This window comes from Pseudomonas sp. USTB-Z (genome assembly GCF_019691255.1).
GTDB classification, from domain to species: domain Bacteria; phylum Pseudomonadota; class Gammaproteobacteria; order Pseudomonadales; family Pseudomonadaceae; genus Aquipseudomonas; species Aquipseudomonas alloputida.
In genome coordinates, this window is the sequence record NZ_JAECZP010000008.1 from 98,119 (window position 1) to 114,533 (window position 16,415).

The window sequence follows — 16,415 nt, forward strand, 5'->3', positions numbered from 1 at the left end:
TTCAAGCCGTTTACTTGTTTCAAACCCGATGCAGACGTGCTCGTTCAGGTTAGTGTCTTTATGACCCTCGCCTCACTGATCTGAGAGTGGCTGGATGTGATAGATCAGGTGACGTAGCGGGTAATTGAATGCTCGAATGCCTTTTGGCGGTTTGCTGGGACGCGAATGCTAAGTTGTTCAACTGGGCTCTATACTTATGGCTCTTTTCCACTAGTCCTATGTAGGCAAGTTGTCCGTCTATGTCCAAATGCTTGAGATAGTCAAAGTCTTGAATGATGGGGCCTTCAATATTGCCTTTCTTGAAACGCCAGTTAAGGACTGCTGTGTCTCTAAGCTCAGCAAGCATGGCGTCCATCTTCGGAAGCTTGTAGATCATCTGGAGGGTGTCTTGGGTTACGTTTGGACTGTCAACGATAGTGGAGTATTGTTCGAGGTTGGGGAAATTCGTGATTGCTTCCCTTGCTTTGTTGATGTAATGAATCCTGGGCTTCACGAACTTATTCTTTACGCTATTCCACATTGTATTGAGGTGGCGTAACATATGTCCCGAAGGGTCGTGGTAATTTACTGGGTCACCCAGGCAATAGGCATAGGCGTTATGTGTGTGTTTTGTAAACGGGCTGAGGCTGTCTGCTGAATAAAATCGAGCTAATCTCGGACTAAAGGCGCGATAACCGTTACCAAGGAGGTAGCAGTTTGTGACGTCATCGAAGCGTTGTCCGGTGAATCCCATCATATGAGCTGTAACGCTGTACCCGTAAGCGGTGTAGGTCAGGTTGCAAGTGCCGCTGCGATAAGAGCGCCTTGCTATGGAGTTACGTGAGTCTGTTGCCAGTAATAGTGTTTCGGTTGAGTGTTCCGCCAGAGGAATGTTTGAGATGGAAAACACTGTCACGGAACGTCCGCTGTCAATTTTCGAAGACAGGTGGTCATTTTTGTAAAATAAGCATTGCTTCCTGTTTTGTGACATGGTCAACCTGCTGGCGTGGGAATGGTCAATTGAGACTACCCTCGAACAAAATAGGCAGGCGCGCAACTGGTAGATTTGCCAGTTGCATACAGACACCACATAAGTGTGTTGCTTGTACCGGCCCTTTCGCGGGTAAACCCGCTCCTACAGGTACTGCACAGGTCTTGAGGACGGTGGAGGACCTGTAGGAGCGGGTTTACCCGCGAAAGGGCCGGTACAGGCGAAAGCATCAACTACGGATAAACGCCAGCAAATCCGCATTGATCACATCGGCATGGGTGGTGGGCATGCCATGCGGGTAGCCTTTGTAGGTTTTTAGCGTGCCGTTGGGCAGCAGCCTGGCCGACAGTACCCCGGAATTTTCATAGGGCACGATCTGGTCATCGTCGCCGTGCATCACCAGCACCGGCTGCTGGATGCCCTTGAGGTCCTCGGTGAAATCGGTCTGGGAAAACGCCACGATGCCATCGTAATGGGCCTTTGCACTGCCGATCATGCCTTGGCGCCACCAGTTGCCGATGATGCCTTCGCTGGCTTCGACCCCAGGGCGGTTGTAGCCGTAGAACGGCCCTGTTGGCACATCCCGGTAGAACTGCGCCCGGTTGCTGGCAACCTGGGCCTGGAAACCGTCGAATACCGACTTGGGCAGGCCACCGGGGTTGCCGGGGGTTTGCACCATCAAAGGGGGTACGGCCGCGATCAGCACGGCCTTGGCCACCTTGTCTTCAGGGTGCCGTGCCATGTAGCGCACCACTTCGCCGCCGCCGGTCGAGTGGCCGACATGCACGGCGCCCTGGGTGCCTAGGTGGGCGACCACGGCGGCTACGTCGTCGGCATAGTGGTCCATGTCGTGGCCGTCCCATACCTGGCTGGAGCGGCCATGGCCCCGCCGGTCGTGGGCGACCACGCGGTAGCCTTCAGCGAGGAAGAACAGCATCTGCGCGTCCCAGTCATCGGCACTGAGCGGCCAGCCGTGGTGGAAGTGGATCACCGGTGCATCGCGCGGGCCCCAGTCCTTGTAGAAAATCTGTACGCCGTCCTTCGTGGTTACATAGCTCATGGTCGTGTCTCCTGGGTGCAGGAAGCGAAGGGAGCTATTGAGAATAGGAGGGTTTTTGGCGGGTATCAGGAAGTTGTGGTGCCTGTGCGGGCCTCTTCGCGGGTGAAAGGGACCTCACAGTGTAGGAGCGGGTTCACCCGCGAAGAGGCCCGCACAGGCAATACTGATGCCCTTCAGACGCGGTCGCGCATGCGGTACCAGGCCTTTGCCGCCGCTTCCAATGGCGCAGCCAGCAGGTCGCCACCGGGGAAGCGGCCGTTGTCGATGCCTTGGTACAGCGCCAACAGGTCTTCATCGCCGAGAATGGCATCGCTGACCGCACGCGCCGCCGCCAGGGTCGGCAGTACGCCATGACCGGAGAAGCCCTGCAGCCAGTAGCGCTGGCCCTCGCGACCGACGTCCGGGGTGCGCTTGATGCTGCAATCGATATGGCCGCCCCAGGCATAGTCAATGGCCACCCCGGCCAGTTGCGGGAATACCCGCTCCAGGTACGGGCGGGTGGCGCTGGCGACGTCCTTGGGAATGCCGCCCAGGTAAGTGCAGCCGCCACCGAACAGCAGGCGGTGGTCCGGGGTGAGGCGAAAGTAGTCGGGTACGAACTGGTTGTCGATCACACAACTGTTGCGAGGTAGTAACGAATGGGCGAAGTCGGCATCCAGAGGCGCAGTGGCGACCTGGTAGGAACCGACTGGTAACAGGCGACGCGACAGGCTGCGGTCAAGGCGGTCGATGTAGGCGTTGCAGGCCAGCACCAATACCTGGCAGCGAACTTCGCCACGGTCGGTACGGGCGACATAGCCGTCGCGAGCCTGCTGGTAGCTGAGCACCTGGCTCTGTTCGTAGATTTGCCCGCCGGCAGCCTCGATGGTATTGGCCAGGCCCTGTGCCAGTTTCAGCGGGTTGAGGTGGGCACCTTTGGCGTCGTACAGCGCGGCCTGGTAGCGCGGGCTGTCGATCCATTGCGGCAACTCGTCACGGCCAATCAGGCGCAGGGCGTCGTAACCCCATTTATGCTCGGCATCATGCAGGGCCTCTTCGAGCATTTTCACCCGGCGTGGCAATACCGCAGTCCACAGGCTGCCCTGCCGGTAGTCGATGTCGAAACCGTGGCGTTGAGGCAATTCGCGCATCTCGTCGGCGGCCCAGCACATGCTGGCCCATAGCCGTTGGGTGCGTTCGATGCCAAGGGCCTGCTCCAGCGGCGGCATGTCGCACGACCAGCCCAACAGGGCCTGGCCACCGTTGCGTCCGGAGGCCGCCCAGGCAACCCGGCTGGCTTCCAGCAGCGTTACGCGCTTGCCGGCCTGGGTCAGCCGCAGGGCAGTGTGCAGGCCGCTGAAACCGGCGCCGATGATCAGCACATCGGTGTCCTGAGTGCCTTGCAGGGTAGGGCGTAATGGGATGTTGGCGGGGTAGGTCTGGGCGTAGTAACTGGCGACGTGCTGGGCGGATTGTTTGAACATGCGGGATTTCCGTGAAAATTATTATGTTTATTTTCATGAAAAGTTAGCAGTTAAATTTCACGCTGCCAATGTGTTGGTCGGGGTTTGTGGTTTGCCTGTGGTTAATGTGTTGCCTGGGCTGGCCTCTTCGCGGGTGAACCCGCTCCTACAGGGGGCACGCGCAGAGAGACCGGACGTGAGAAGGCGTAATTTTCAGGACGTTGCCTTTTTCCGCGGCTGCCGTGGCTTGCTCGGAGTTGCCTTGTTTCCGGCCGCTTTGCTTTTCCCACCTCCACCGCGACGTTTCTTCTTCCAGGGCGGGGCCGCCCCGGCCGCTGGCCCGCTGATGGTCATGCGCATGCCGCTGCAACGCTCGACCAGCTTGCCCATCCACGCTGATTGCCGGGCGACGAACTCTTCCAGGGGCATCTCGCCGCTTTGCACCATGTCCAGCGCCTGCTCCCAGATCGCCGTGGTGCCGGGGTCGGCAATGGCGCGGGGAACGGCGTCGATCAGGCTGAAGGCCGCAGGTGTGGCCGACAGCGCCTTGCCGTTCTTTATCAGGTAACCGCGGTCGAGCAGGCCCTGGATAATGCTGGCGCGGGTGGCTTCGGTGCCGATGCCGGTGGTTTCCTTGAGCTTCTGCTTCAGCCGAGGGTCATCCACCAGCTTGGCCACGTTTTTCATCGCCTTGATCAGGTCGCCTTCGGTAAACGGTTTGGGTGGCTGGGTCCACAGGTCTTTCAGTTGCAGGCTGTGTACGTTGCAGTCCTGGCCTTCGCGAAGCGCCGGCAGCACCTGGGCCGGTGGTGCCTCGCGGCCTTTGGCCGGGGTCAGCGCCTCGGGCAAGGCGCGGCGCCAGCCCGGCTCGACGATCTGCTTGCCTACAGCACGCAGCGCATGACCGGCGCAGTCGAAGTCGGCCTGGGTGCGGTCGTACTCATGGTTGGGCAGGAACTGCGCCAGATAGCGGGCGCGGATCAGGGTATACACGGCCTTGTGCTTGGCCGGCAGGCGCGAGGGGTCACTGGCGGCGGCGGTGGGGATGATGCCATGGTGAGCGCTGACTTTGGCGTCGTTCCACGCCCGCGAGCGGCGTTGCGGCTCCAGGTAGGGCTGCAGCGGTGCCAGGCTGGCATCGGCCCGTTGCAGGGCGGCGAGGATGGCGGGTGCCTCGGCGTGCTGGCTTTGTGGCAAATAGCCGCAATCGCTGCGCGGGTAGGTGATCAGCTTGTGTGTTTCGTACAGTGCCTGGGCAATGTCGAGGGTTTCCTGGGCGCCGAGGCCGAACTTTTTCGAGCACAGCTCCTGCAGGGTGCCAAGGTCGAAGGGCAGCGGTGCTGCTTCGCGCACACGCTCGGTCGCTACCTTTACCGCTCGGGCAGTGCCGGCATGGCCGATGTCGGTGGCGGCCCGCTGTGCCAGGTCTTGCTTCAGGCAGCGGCCTTGGTCATCGCAGACGTCTTCGGGGGCGCGCCATTGGGCATTGAAGCGTTGGCCGGCGTGTTCCAGCTGTACGTCGATGGCCCAGAACGGCACTGGCACGAAGTTGGCGATGCTGCGGTCGCGGTCGACCACCAGGCGCAAGGTCGGCGTTTGCACGCGGCCTACCGGCAGCACACCCTGGTAGCCGGATTGGCGGCCCAGCAAGGTGAACAGCCGGCTCATGTTCATGCCGATCAGCCAGTCGGCGCGCGAGCGGCCCAGCGCCGAGTGGTACAGGTTGAACGTCTCGTGGCCTGGCAGCAGGCGCGCCAGGGCCTTGCGGATGGAGGCGTCATCCAGCGCCGACAGCCACAGGCGCTGCACCGGGCCTCGGTAGCGGCAGTGCTCGACCAGTTCGCGGGCAATCATTTCGCCTTCGCGGTCGGCGTCGGTGGCAATCACCAGCTCCCGCGCTTCACCGAGCAGACGTTTGACCGCCTTGAACTGGCTGGCGGTCTTGGGCTTTACCAGCATCTTCCACTTGTCTGGAATGATCGGCAGGTCGGCCAGGTTCCAGCGCTTGTAACGTTCGTCATAGCTGTCGGGCGGGGCGGTTTCCAGCAGGTGGCCAATGCACCAGGTGACGCAGATATCGGTGCCTTGCCAGCAGCCGTCGCCTTTGCGGTTGGCGCCGAGCACTTTGGCAATGTCTTTTGCCTGGGAGGGTTTTTCACAGAGGAACAGGCGCATGGCCGGGACGCTTCATCGGGGTGGTGGGCCATAGGATGCGCAAGCGGGGGCGCAGAGGCAAGTTTTATCTGGATGGATGTACAGGTTTTTTGTCAGCGGGGATGTATATGGCCTGTGCCGGCCTCTTCGCGGGTAAACCCGCTCCTACAGGGACGCGTGGTGCTTGTAGGAGCGGGTTTACCCGCGAAGAGGACGGCACTGGTGATGGATCAGGCGCGCGAGTCGCGCACCATGTCGACATGCGGGATGCCAGCTTCGAGGAATTCCTCGCTGACTACGCGAAAGCCCAGCCGCTCATAGAACGGCGTGGCGTGTACCTGGGCGCTGAGCATCTGCTGTTTCAGGTCGCGGTTCTGCGCTTCGACGATGACCGCATTGACCAACGCATCGCCCACCTTCAGGCCGCGCCAGTCCTTGAGCACCGAGATGCGCCCGATGGTGCCGTCGGCCAGCAGGCGCGCAGTACCGATCGGATAGTCGCCTTCCAGGGCCAGGAAGTGCAGGGCATCCTGGTCTTCAGAATCGAACTCCAGCTCTGGCGGAATGTGCTGCTCGGCGACGAACACGGCTTCACGGATACGGCGGATGTCGGCGTTGTCTTTGTGCCAATCGGCGAGGCGAACGCTGATCTTATTCATTGGCGAATCCCAGGCTCCCTTGTTTGACCAGCTGCTGTACCAGCATAAGGCCATCTTCGTCCTGCAGCCACTCGGCCAGGTTGTCGATGTGCAGGGCGTCGGCCGCACATACCAGCTTCAGCAGCTCTCGCAGTTTGCCGGGCAGTGGGCAACTACGGCCGCTGGCGAACAGCAGCAGGTCGTCTTCGAATTCCGACCAGGCCAGGCGTGCGCTGGGGTTGCGGATCAGGATGGCGCCCTGCTCAAGGGCGTCGATCAGCTCTTCCTCGCTCAGCTCTTCGCCAACGATCTGCTCGGGGTAGCGCGGCTCGGTCATGAACTGGCCGAACCAGGTCAGCAGCAGGTCCTTGTCGCCCATGTGCTTGTCGAGCAGCGCCTTGAGACGGTCGAGGGCATCGTGCTGGATCTGGTGCGGGTCGCTGACCGGCTGGGCGTCGGCGTCGCTGTAGCGCTCTTCGTCGGGCAGGAACTGGCCGAGGAAGTCGGTGAAGTGGGTCAGCACTTCGGCAGCGCTCGGTGCGCGGAAGCCGACCGAGTAGGTCAGGCAGTCATCCACGGCTACGCCGTAGTGAGCCAGGCGCGGTGGCAGGTAGAGCATGTCGCCGGGCTCCAGTGTCCACTCTTCACTCTGCTCGAACTCGGCCAGGATACGCAGGTCGGCGTGCTCCAGCAGCGGGCTGTCACTGCTGCACATCTGGCCGATCTTCCAGTTGCGCTGGCCGTGGCCCTGCAGCAGGAACACGTCGTAGTTGTCGAAGTGCGGGCCGACGCTGCCACCCGGGGCGGCGAAGCTGATCATCACGTCATCGATACGCCAGCTGGGCAGGAAGCGGAAGTTTTCCAGGAGTTCGGCCACTTCCGGAACGAACTGGTCAACGGCCTGTACCAGCAGGGTCCAGTCTTTTTCCGGCAGTTCGGCGAAGGTGTCTTCGCTGAACGGGCCGCGGCGCAGTTCCCACGGGTGCGCGCCGTGCTCCAGCACGATACGCGATTCGACTTCGTCTTCCAGGGCCAGGCCGGCGAGCTCATCGGGGTCGATCGGGCTGATGAAGTCCGGGAAGGCCTGGCGTACCAGCAGCGGCTTCTTCTGCCAGTAGTCGCGCATGAATTCGCGGGCCGAGATGCCGCCGAGCAGCTGCAGTGGAGTATCAGGATTCATGTTCAACCTATTGAAAAAACGTAATTTTCGTACGGGAATAAAAACGCCCGGCCAGGCCGGGCGTTGTACGCGACGCTCAGCTTAGATGCGTTTGGCCTGGGCCGCCGCGTTACCGATGTAGGTAGCGGGGGTCAGCTGCTTGAGCTCGGCCTTGGCTTCGGCTGGCATGTCCAGGCCGTCGATGAAGGTCAGCAGCGCTTCTGGGGTGATGCCCTTGCCACGGGTCAGCTCTTTGAGCTTCTCGTAGGGGTTTTCGATGTTGAAGCGGCGCATCACGGTCTGGATCGGCTCGGCCAGCACTTCCCAGCAAGCGTCCAGGTCGGCGGCGATGCGAGCTTCGTTGACTTCCAGCTTGCCGATGCCTTTCAGGCTGGCCTCGAAGGCGATCACGCTGTGGGCAAAGCCCACGCCCAGGTTGCGCAGCACGGTGGAGTCGGTCAGGTCACGCTGCCAGCGCGAGATCGGCAGCTTGCTGGCCAGGTGCTGGAACAGCGCGTTGGCGATACCCAGGTTGCCTTCGGAGTTTTCGAAGTCGATCGGGTTGACCTTGTGCGGCATGGTCGACGAACCGATTTCGCCGGCAACGGTCTTCTGCTTGAAGTAACCCAGCGAAATGTAGCCCCACACATCACGGTCGAAGTCGATCAGGATGGTGTTGAAGCGGGCGATGGCGTCGAACAGCTCGGCGATGTAGTCGTGCGGCTCGATCTGGGTGGTGTACGGGTTGAACTGCAGGCCCAGTTCGTCTTCGATGAAGGCGCGGGCGTTCTCTTCCCAGTCGATCTGCGAGTAGGCCGACAGGTGGGCGTTGTAGTTGCCCACGGCGCCGTTGATCTTGCCCAGCAGTGGCACGGCGGCAACCTGGGCGATCTGGCGCTCCAGGCGATACACGACGTTGGCCAGTTCTTTACCCAGGGTGGTCGGCGAAGCCGGCTGACCATGGGTACGCGACAGCATTGGCACTTCGGCGTGGGCGTGGGCCAGGGCGCGGATGGCGTCGGCGACCTGGCGCATCAGCGGCAACAGCACTTCGTCACGGCCAGCGCGCAGCATCAGGGCGTGGGACAGGTTGTTGATGTCCTCGCTGGTGCAGGCGAAGTGGATGAACTCGCTGACCTTGGCCAGCTCAGGCAGCTTGGCGGCCTGCTCCTTGAGGAGGTATTCAATGGCCTTGACGTCGTGGTTGGTGGTGCGCTCGATTTCCTTGACGCGCTCGGCGTGCTCCAGCTTGAAATCGTTGGCCAGGCTGTCCAGCAGGGCGTTGGCTTCGGCGGAGAACGCCGGCACTTCGCCGATTTGCGGGTGGGCGGCCAGGCGCTGCAGCCAGCGCACTTCGACCAGGGCGCGGAAACGGATCAGGCCGAATTCGCTGAAAATGGGGCGCAAGGCCTGGGTTTTGCCGGCATAACGGCCGTCTACAGGGGAAACCGCAGTGAGCGAAGAAAGCTGCATGGGGTGTTCTCGGACAGTCAGGCTTTTGGAAGGGCGCATATCATACATGAAAATTGCGCCTGGGTCGGGTGGCTGACCAAAGGTCGGCCCAATTTGGATCTGGTGGCAGCCCCTGTTGGAGCAGGCGTGCCCGCGAACACCGGCGTAGCCGGTGCCATACACCGCGTCGCCTGCTTCGCGGGCACGCCCGCTCCTACAAAGGGCAGCCCAGCCCGTCAGTTGGGGCTGCGCATCATGTCATACAGTTCGTTCAGCAACTTGCGCCGGCTGAACACCAGCTGCCAACGGTGCCCGCCCAGCTGCCGCCACAGTCGCGCGGCGCGGATGCCGGCCAGCAGCAAGGCGCGGATCTTTGAGGCGTTGTTGGGTTGCTGCAGGAAGCGCATGTCGCCGTGCACCTGGATGCGCTGGCGCAAGGTACTCAGGGTGTCTTGATACAAGGCTCCACTGGAAGCGATGACGTTTTCGTGAACCAGGCCGAAATGCTCGGCCTGCGACTGGATTTGCGGCAGGCGGTTGCCGATGGTGTCCAGCAGGTCACCTCGCTTGTTCAGCTGGCGTTCCAGGCCCAGCATCGACAGGGCGTAGCGCAGTGGCTCGCGCTGCAGGCTGTTGGGGTCGCGCTCGAGGGCGCCGATCAGCGCTCGGTAGCCGTCGCGCAGGTTCAGGTCGTCACCGCCGAACACCTCCAGGGTGTCCTTGGGGTCACGCACCAGCAGGCTGCCCAGCATGCAGCCGATATTGGCTTCACTGGCCTGGCCGGTGCGGGCGATACGGTCGACAAGCACGGCGGCCTGGAACACACCGCCCAGCGCGATCAACTGCTCCTGCAGGTTGCTCATGCGCGCGGGCTCCACGGCTCGGCAGCCTCGATCACGCCGCCGCCCAGGCACACTTCGCCGTCGTAGAACACCACGGACTGGCCCGGCGTCACGGCGCGCTGAGGCTCGTCGAACACGGCGCGGTAGCCGCTGGCGGTGCGTTCCAGGGTGCATCGCTGGTCGCTCTGGCGGTAGCGCACCTTGGCAGTCAGCTGGCGTGGGCTGCCGAGGTCGACCGGGTTGACCCAGAAAATGTCCGAGGCCAGCAGGGCGCGGGAGAACAGCCATGGGTGCTCGTTGCCCTGGCCGACCACCAGCACGTTGCGGGCCAGGTCCTTGTGCAGCACGTACCACGGCTCGTCACTGGCATCTTTCAGGCCGCCAATGCCCAGGCCCTGGCGCTGGCCGATGGTGTGGTACATCAGGCCATGGTGGCGGCCGATCACTTCACCTTCGGTGGTTTCAATGTCGCCCGGCTGGGCCGGCAGGTACTGCTTGAGGAAGTCGCTGAAGCGGCGCTCGCCAATGAAACAGATGCCGGTGGAATCTTTCTTCTTGGCGGTGGCCAGGCCGTGTTTTTCGGCGATGGCGCGTACTTCGGGCTTTTCCAGTTCGCCGACCGGGAACAGTGTGCGGGCGATTTCCTGGCCGCCGACGGCGTGCAGGAAGTAGCTCTGGTCCTTGTTCGGGTCCAGGCCCTTGAGCAGTTCGGTGAGCGCGCCAGTATCGCGGCGGCGCACATAGTGGCCGGTGGCGATCAGGTCGGCACCCAGCGACAGGGCGTAGTCGAGGAACGCCTTGAACTTGATTTCGCGGTTGCAGAGGATGTCGGGGTTGGGTGTGCGGCCGGCCTTGTATTCCTCAAGGAAGTGCTCGAACACGTTGTCCCAGTATTCGGCGGCGAAGTTGGCGGTGTGCAGCTTGATGCCGATACGGTCGCACACGGCCTGGGCGTCGGCCAGGTCTTCACGGGCGGTGCAGTATTCGGTGCCGTCGTCCTCTTCCCAGTTCTTCATGAACAGCCCTTCCACCTGGTAGCCCTGCTCGATGAGCAGAAGGGCTGAGACGGAAGAGTCCACGCCGCCGGACATGCCGACGATGACGCGGGTCTTGGCGGGGTCTTTAAGTACTGGGCTGGTCATGGGTACCGGTGTGTATCAAGGGGGAAAAACGCCGATTCTATCAAAACCGCGGCGCTGCGTCAGTCGCGTAGCAGGTCGAGGCTGTGCAGCGGGCCTTTGAGGTAGTCATCCAGGCAGCGCGGCACCAGCTCGCTGCGCCAGCGAGTGGGGTCGGCCAGCAGTTCGTCGCGGGTCAGCCACACGGCGCGGACGATGTCGCTGTCCAGTGCCAGGTCGTTGTGATGGCGCACGGGGCGGGCGGCGAAGCAGACGCGCTGGTAGGTCACGCCGTTGCTGGGGGCGGTGTACAGGTAGATGCCGACCACGCCGGTCAGCTCGACTTCCCAGGCCGTTTCTTCCAGGGTTTCGCGCAGGGCGGCCTGGGGCAGGGTCTCGTTGGGCTCGAGGTGGCCGGCCGGCTGATTGAAGACGTGCTGGTTGGCTTTGAATTCCTCGACGAAGAGGAACTTGCCTTCGTGCTCGACGATGGTCGCTACGGTGATGTGGGGTTGCCAGGTCATTTGCCATGTCCTTTCAGATTGCCGGGACCGCCTTGCGGTCCTTCGCGGGCAAGCCCGCTCCCACAAGGTGCAGCGCAGGTCGCACAAACTGCACCTCTCCTGTAGGAGCGGGCTTGCCCGCGAAGGGCCGCAGAGCGGCCCCATTTTCCCAGAAAGCACAAACCCCGGTGCGTGGCCGGGGTTTGTGCTGTTACTTCAAGCGAACCTTACAGGGCAGCGATGGCGCTGTTCAGGGTCTGGCTTGGGCGCATCACCTTGGCGGTCAACTCGGCATCCGGGGCGTAGTAGCCGCCGATGTCGGCTGGCTTGCCCTGAACGGCGTTGAGCTCGGCGACGATGGTCGCTTCGTTCTCGGCCAGGGTTTTTGCCAGTGGTGCGAAGCGTGCCTGCAGGGCAGCGTCGTCCGTCTGAGCAGCCAGGGCTTCGGCCCAGTACAGGGTCAGGTAGAAGTGGCTGCCGCGGTTGTCGATACCGCCGACTTTGCGCGACGGCGACTTGTTGGTGTCGAGGAACTTGCCGGTAGCCTGGTCCAGGGTGTTGGCCAGAACCTTGGCGCGCGGGTTGTCGTAGGTGTTGCCCAGGTGCTCCAGGGAAGCGGCCAGGGCCAGGAATTCACCCAGCGAGTCCCAACGCAGGAAGTTCTCTTCAACCAGCTGTTGCACGTGCTTCGGAGCCGAACCGCCGGCGCCGGTTTCGAACAGGCCACCGCCGTTCATCAGCGGCACGATCGACAGCATCTTGGCGCTGGTGCCCAGTTCCATGATCGGGAACAGGTCGGTCAGGTAGTCACGCAGCACGTTGCCGGTCACCGAGATGGTGTCCTTGCCTTCGCGGATGCGGGCCAGGGAGAACTTGATGGCGTCGACCGGCGCCAGGATGCGGATGTCCAGGCCGGTGGTGTCGTGATCCTTCAGGTACTTCTGCACCTTCTCGATCATGACGCCGTCGTGGGCGCGAGCCGGGTCCAGCCAGAACACCGCCGGGGTGTTGCTCAGGCGGGCACGGTTGACGGCCAGCTTGACCCAGTCCTGGATCGGCGCGTCCTTGGTCTGGCACATACGGAAGATGTCACCGGCTTCGACGTTCTGCTCCAGCACGACGTTGCCCTTGCCATCGACTACGCGAACCACGCCATCAGCCTTGATCTGGAAGGTCTTGTCGTGGGAGCCATACTCTTCGGCTTTCTGCGCCATCAGGCCAACGTTCGGTACGCTGCCCATGGTGGTTGGATCGAAGGCTCCGTTGACCTTGCAGTCTTCAATGGTGGCCTGGTAGATGCCGGCGTAGCAGCGGTCCGGGATCACGGCCTTGGCGTCTTGCAGTTCGCCTGCGGTGTTCCACATCTTGCCCGAGTCACGGATCATGGCCGGCATCGAGGCGTCGACGATCACGTCGCTCGGCACGTGCAGGTTGGTGATGCCTTTGTCGGAGTTGACCATGGCCAGGGCCGGGCGCTCTGCGTACAGGGCCTGGATATCGGCTTCGATCTCGGCCTGCTTGTCGGCTGGCAGGTCCTTGATGCGGGCGTACAGGTCGCCGATACCGTTGTTGGCGTTGAAGCCTACTTCGGCCAGGGCAGCGGCGTGCTTGGTCAGCACGTCGTTGTAGAATTCTTCGACGATGACGCCGAACATGATCGGGTCGGAGACCTTCATCATGGTGGCTTTCAGGTGCACCGACAGCAGCACGCCAGCGGCCTTGGCATCGGCGATCTGCTCGGCGATGAAGGCTTTCAGGGCCTTGCGGCTCATGGTGGCGCAGTCGATGACTTCAGCGGCTTTGACGGCGGTTTTTTCTTTCAGCACGGTGGTGCTGCCGTCTTTGCCGACCAGCTCGATGCGCAGGCTGTCGTCAGCTTCGATCAGCGCGGCTTTTTCGCTGCCGTAGAAGTCGCCCTGGGTCATGTGGGCAACGTGCGACTTGGAGTCGGCGGCCCAGGCACCCATCTTGTGTGGGTGCTTGCGGGCGTAGTTCTTGACCGACAGCGGCGCGCGGCGGTCGGAGTTGCCTTCGCGCAGCACCGGGTTCACGGCGGAACCCTTGATGCGGTCGTAGCGGGCACGGGATTCTTTTTCTTCCGCGGTGGCCGGCTCGTCGGCGTAGTCAGGGATGTTGAAGCCCTTGCCTTGCAGTTCCTTGATCGCGGCTTTGAGCTGCGGTACCGAGGCGCTGATGTTCGGCAGCTTGATGATGTTGGCTTCAGGGGTGGTAGCCAGCTGGCCCAGTTCCGCCAGGTGATCGCCTACTTGCTTCTCTGCGCCCAGTTGCTCCGGGAAGGCGGCAAGGATACGGCCAGCCAGGGAGATGTCGCGAGTTTCGACAGCGATGTCAGCCGAAGCGGTGAACGCTTCGATGATCGGCAGCAGCGAGTAAGTGGCGAGGGCGGGGGCTTCGTCGGTGAAGGTATAGATGATCTTGGAACGGGTGGGCATGCGGGTTAACTCTCTGTGTGCTGAGCGTGCTCGAGTCTCGTGGTGCGCAGGGTAGGCGCATCGCCCTGGCAGCGCCATGAGCGGAAAGTCGAGAGGCTGCGAGCGGTGATGGTGGATGCATCAGTCGAGCGTCAAGTGCTGAGCTGCGGTAACAACCCAGGCTTTATGGCCATTCATGGCCTAGGGCGGTCCGCATTTTCCTGGGATTCGCCCCGATGACCCTTCGGTCGCGGCGGAGTATACCAAACCATTCGGGCTAATCAGCAAGGCCAAGTGATATCGGCCCATTTATAAGACCAAAGACTAAGCGGCAATGCGGCGGGTTGTCGCATGCCTTGCAGGTCGGCAGATGTGGTTTAGGCTCAGTGGATCGCACAATGTCCAAACCACACCCGACAGCGGAGTAGTGCAAGCATGGGATACCAGAAAATCAAGGTTCCGACCGACGGCAGCAAGATCACCGTCAATGCAGATCATTCGCTCAACGTGCCTGATCATCCGATCATTCCTTACATTGAAGGCGACGGGATCGGCGTCGATGTTTCGCCGGTAATGATCAAGGTGGTCGATGCCGCCGTGGAGAAGGCCTACGGCGGCAAGCGCAAGATCGCCTGGATGGAGGTATACGCTGGCGAGAAAGCCACCCAGGTGTATGACCAGGATACCTGGCTGCCGCAGGAAACCCTCGATGCCGTGCGTGATTACGTGGTGTCGATCAAGGGCCCGCTGACCACCCCCGTCGGTGGCGGCATCCGCTCACTCAACGTGGCCCTGCGCCAGCAACTGGACCTGTATGTATGCCTGCGGCCGGTGCTGTGGTTCCAGGGTGTACCGAGCCCGGTGAAAAAGCCGGGCGACGTCGACATGGTGATCTTCCGCGAGAACTCCGAAGACATCTATGCCGGCATCGAGTGGAAGGCCGGCTCGCCCGAGGCGAACAAGGTGATCAAGTTTCTCAAGGAGGAAATGGGGGTCACCAAGATCCGCTTCGACCAGGATTGCGGTATCGGCGTCAAACCGGTGTCGAAGGAAGGTACCAAGCGTCTGGTGCGCAAGGCCCTGCAATATGTGGTGGATAACGACCGCGAATCACTGACCCTGGTGCACAAGGGCAACATCATGAAATTCACCGAGGGTGCCTTCAAGGACTGGGGGTACGAGGTGGCGCGTGACGAGTTCGGCGCTGAGCTGCTCGATGGCGGCCCTTGGATGAAGTTCAAGAACCCCAAGACCGGTCGCGAGGTCATCGTCAAGGACGCCATCGCCGACGCCATGCTGCAGCAGATCCTGCTGCGCCCTGCCGAGTACGATGTGATCGCCACCCTCAACCTCAATGGTGACTACCTGTCCGATGCCCTGGCGGCGGAAGTGGGCGGTATCGGCATTGCCCCGGGCGCCAACCTGTCCGACACCGTGGCCATGTTCGAGGCCACTCACGGCACGGCGCCCAAGTATGCCGGGCAGGACAAGGTCAACCCGGGCTCGGTGATCCTCTCGGCAGAGATGATGCTGCGCCACATGGGTTGGACCGAGGCCGCCGACCTGATCATCAAGGGCACCAATGGCGCCATTGCGGCCAAGACCGTGACCTACGATTTCGAGCGGTTGATGGAAGGCGCCAAGCTGGTAAGCAGCTCAGGCTTTGGCGATGAAATGATCAAACACATGTAAGGCAACAGAAAACCGGCCGTCTCCTGTAAAGAGGCGGCCGGTTTTTTCGTCTATCGGCACAGCGCAGGCAGTCAGGCTTTTGCAGTTTCGCTTTGCGGCTCACCCACGGGTCTGGCAGCCTCTGCCGCGGCGGCCGCAGCATCTTTGATTTCAACGGCGTGCAAGCCTTTGGGGCCCTGGACGATGTCGAATACCACGGCCTGGCCAGCCTTCAGGGTCTTGTATCCGTCCATTCGGATGGCGGAATAATGGGCGAACAGGTCATCGGATTTACCTTCCTCATTGATGAATCCATAGCCCTTGGCATTGTTGAACCACTTGACTTTACCGCTTGCCATCCCTATGTCCCTCTGCAAAGGACTCCATCACTGGAGTATCATCCACTTCATCCGCATACGAACCTTGCGAAAAATCTGGTTGACTGCGCGGATCTTTATCGACCACGGTGGGTTCTTATTGGTTGTAACACCGTTTTGCCGATAGTCAAGGTCACGCGGCGCCTGCGCTGGCGGTGGCCTGTGCAGTCAACCTGCAACCTTAACCTGACGCTCATGATGAAATTCTTTCCATGCATGCACCTAGTGAGATTCGACTAACATTCAATCAGGATCGCCCGCAATCGAATGAGGACGACGGCTCAGGTCTTGCAGTTCAGGAAGCCAAGCCGATCCTGCAGGCGCCACCGATGTACAAGGTGGTTTTGTTCAACGATGACTACACACCAATGGATTTCGTCGTCGAAGTGCTCGAGACGTTCTTCAGTCTGAACCGCGAGCTGGCGACCAAGATCATGCTGACCGTCCATACCGAGGGGCGGGCAGTGTGCGGATTGTTTACCCGTGACATCGCCGAAACAAAGGCCATGCAGGTCAACCAATACGCCAGGGAAAGCCAGCATCCGCTACTCTGTGAAATCGAGAAGGACGGTTAATCGCCGACCACTTGGGTATGAG

At 61.6% G+C, this 16,415-nt stretch carries 14 protein-coding genes; 2 read left to right on the forward strand and 12 right to left on the reverse strand.

Annotated features, from left to right (window positions below):
* Window positions 1-58: 58 nt before the first annotated feature.
* From I8746_RS11610 to I8746_RS11660, 11 genes are all read right to left on the reverse strand, one after another.
* Entirely contained in the window at window positions 59-970 is a 912-nt protein-coding gene (locus I8746_RS11610) for an RHS repeat-associated core domain-containing protein (RefSeq protein WP_014755957.1), read from the reverse strand.
* Between the two features lie 229 nt (window positions 971-1,199).
* Window positions 1,200-2,030 carry an alpha/beta fold hydrolase gene (locus I8746_RS11615; protein WP_014860797.1) on the reverse strand — a complete coding sequence of 277 codons (831 nt, stop codon included), beginning with the start codon at window positions 2,028-2,030 and terminating at the stop codon, window positions 1,200-1,202.
* Window positions 2,031-2,203: 173 nt separating this feature from the next.
* On the reverse strand, window positions 2,204-3,493 hold the full coding sequence (locus I8746_RS11620; protein WP_014755958.1) for an FAD-binding oxidoreductase: 1,290 nt from the start codon (window positions 3,491-3,493) through the stop codon (window positions 2,204-2,206).
* Window positions 3,494-3,685: 192 nt separating this feature from the next.
* Window positions 3,686-5,647 carry a DNA topoisomerase III gene (locus I8746_RS11625; protein ID WP_221100705.1) on the reverse strand — a complete coding sequence of 654 codons (1,962 nt, stop codon included), beginning with the start codon at window positions 5,645-5,647 and terminating at the stop codon, window positions 3,686-3,688.
* Between the two features lie 209 nt (window positions 5,648-5,856).
* Window positions 5,857-6,285, reverse strand: coding sequence for a GNAT family N-acetyltransferase (locus I8746_RS11630; RefSeq protein ID WP_003251237.1), 429 nt, complete (start codon window positions 6,283-6,285; stop codon window positions 5,857-5,859).
* Window positions 6,278-7,444 carry a cupin domain-containing protein gene (locus I8746_RS11635; RefSeq protein WP_012051819.1) on the reverse strand — a complete coding sequence of 389 codons (1,167 nt, stop codon included), beginning with the start codon at window positions 7,442-7,444 and terminating at the stop codon, window positions 6,278-6,280. Before I8746_RS11635 ends, I8746_RS11630 begins: the two co-directional genes overlap by 8 nt.
* Before the next feature lie 81 nt (window positions 7,445-7,525).
* Window positions 7,526-8,896: an adenylosuccinate lyase gene (gene purB / locus I8746_RS11640; RefSeq protein ID WP_003251234.1), complete on the reverse strand. Its 1,371-nt coding sequence runs from the start codon at window positions 8,894-8,896 to the stop codon at window positions 7,526-7,528.
* 215 nt (window positions 8,897-9,111) lie between these two features.
* Window positions 9,112-9,738, reverse strand: coding sequence for a high frequency lysogenization protein HflD (gene hflD, locus I8746_RS11645; protein ID WP_010954818.1), 627 nt, complete (start codon window positions 9,736-9,738; stop codon window positions 9,112-9,114).
* Window positions 9,735-10,859, reverse strand: coding sequence for a tRNA 2-thiouridine(34) synthase MnmA (mnmA, locus tag I8746_RS11650; RefSeq protein WP_012051821.1), 1,125 nt, complete (start codon window positions 10,857-10,859; stop codon window positions 9,735-9,737). The genes hflD and mnmA overlap by 4 nt, the downstream gene beginning before the upstream one ends.
* A 59-nt stretch (window positions 10,860-10,918) precedes the next feature.
* On the reverse strand, window positions 10,919-11,359 hold the full coding sequence (locus tag I8746_RS11655) for an NUDIX hydrolase (protein WP_012051822.1): 441 nt from the start codon (window positions 11,357-11,359) through the stop codon (window positions 10,919-10,921).
* Between the two features lie 206 nt (window positions 11,360-11,565).
* Window positions 11,566-13,791, reverse strand: coding sequence for an NADP-dependent isocitrate dehydrogenase (locus I8746_RS11660; RefSeq protein ID WP_014755961.1), 2,226 nt, complete (start codon window positions 13,789-13,791; stop codon window positions 11,566-11,568).
* A gap of 414 nt (window positions 13,792-14,205) precedes the next feature.
* Here I8746_RS11660 and icd point away from each other — a divergent pair, with 414 nt between their 5' ends.
* Complete coding sequence (icd, locus tag I8746_RS11665; RefSeq protein WP_014755963.1) at window positions 14,206-15,462, forward strand: NADP-dependent isocitrate dehydrogenase; 1,257 nt, start codon at window positions 14,206-14,208, stop codon at window positions 15,460-15,462.
* A 71-nt stretch (window positions 15,463-15,533) separates the two neighbouring features.
* On the opposite strand, the gene cspD is transcribed toward icd, so the two are convergent.
* The gene (gene cspD, locus I8746_RS11670; RefSeq protein ID WP_012051825.1) at window positions 15,534-15,800 is read right to left on the reverse strand and encodes a cold shock domain-containing protein CspD; all 267 of its coding nucleotides are present in this window, start codon (window positions 15,798-15,800) and stop codon (window positions 15,534-15,536) included.
* Window positions 15,801-16,030: 230 nt separating this feature from the next.
* Here cspD and clpS point away from each other — a divergent pair, with 230 nt between their 5' ends.
* A complete protein-coding gene (clpS, locus tag I8746_RS11675) occupies window positions 16,031-16,393 on the forward strand; it encodes an ATP-dependent Clp protease adapter ClpS (RefSeq protein WP_003251220.1) in 363 nt (120 codons plus the stop codon).
* Window positions 16,394-16,415: the final 22 nt, after the last annotated feature.

Bases quoted from the DNA above. Each gene is read 5' to 3' on its own strand.
- I8746_RS11655 (WP_012051822.1), bottom strand. From the start codon at position 11,359: ATGACCTGGCAACCCCACATCACCGTAGCGACCATCGTCGAGCACGAA.
- cspD (WP_012051825.1), bottom strand. From the start codon at position 15,800: ATGGCAAGCGGTAAAGTCAAGTGGTTCAACAATGCCAAGGGCTATGGA.
- icd (WP_014755963.1), top strand. From the start codon at position 14,206: ATGGGATACCAGAAAATCAAGGTTCCGACCGACGGCAGCAAGATCACC.
- I8746_RS11635 (WP_012051819.1), bottom strand. From the start codon at position 7,444: ATGAATCCTGATACTCCACTGCAGCTGCTCGGCGGCATCTCGGCCCGC.
- I8746_RS11610 (WP_014755957.1), bottom strand. From the start codon at position 970: ATGTCACAAAACAGGAAGCAATGCTTATTTTACAAAAATGACCACCTG.
- I8746_RS11615 (WP_014860797.1), bottom strand. From the start codon at position 2,030: ATGAGCTATGTAACCACGAAGGACGGCGTACAGATTTTCTACAAGGAC.
- purB (WP_003251234.1), bottom strand. From the start codon at position 8,896: ATGCAGCTTTCTTCGCTCACTGCGGTTTCCCCTGTAGACGGCCGTTAT.
- mnmA (WP_012051821.1), bottom strand. From the start codon at position 10,859: ATGACCAGCCCAGTACTTAAAGACCCCGCCAAGACCCGCGTCATCGTC.
- hflD (WP_010954818.1), bottom strand. From the start codon at position 9,738: ATGAGCAACCTGCAGGAGCAGTTGATCGCGCTGGGCGGTGTGTTCCAG.
- I8746_RS11620 (WP_014755958.1), bottom strand. From the start codon at position 3,493: ATGTTCAAACAATCCGCCCAGCACGTCGCCAGTTACTACGCCCAGACC.
- I8746_RS11630 (WP_003251237.1), bottom strand. From the start codon at position 6,285: ATGAATAAGATCAGCGTTCGCCTCGCCGATTGGCACAAAGACAACGCC.
- I8746_RS11660 (WP_014755961.1), bottom strand. From the start codon at position 13,791: ATGCCCACCCGTTCCAAGATCATCTATACCTTCACCGACGAAGCCCCC.
- I8746_RS11625 (WP_221100705.1), bottom strand. From the start codon at position 5,647: ATGCGCCTGTTCCTCTGTGAAAAACCCTCCCAGGCAAAAGACATTGCC.
- clpS (WP_003251220.1), top strand. From the start codon at position 16,031: ATGCATGCACCTAGTGAGATTCGACTAACATTCAATCAGGATCGCCCG.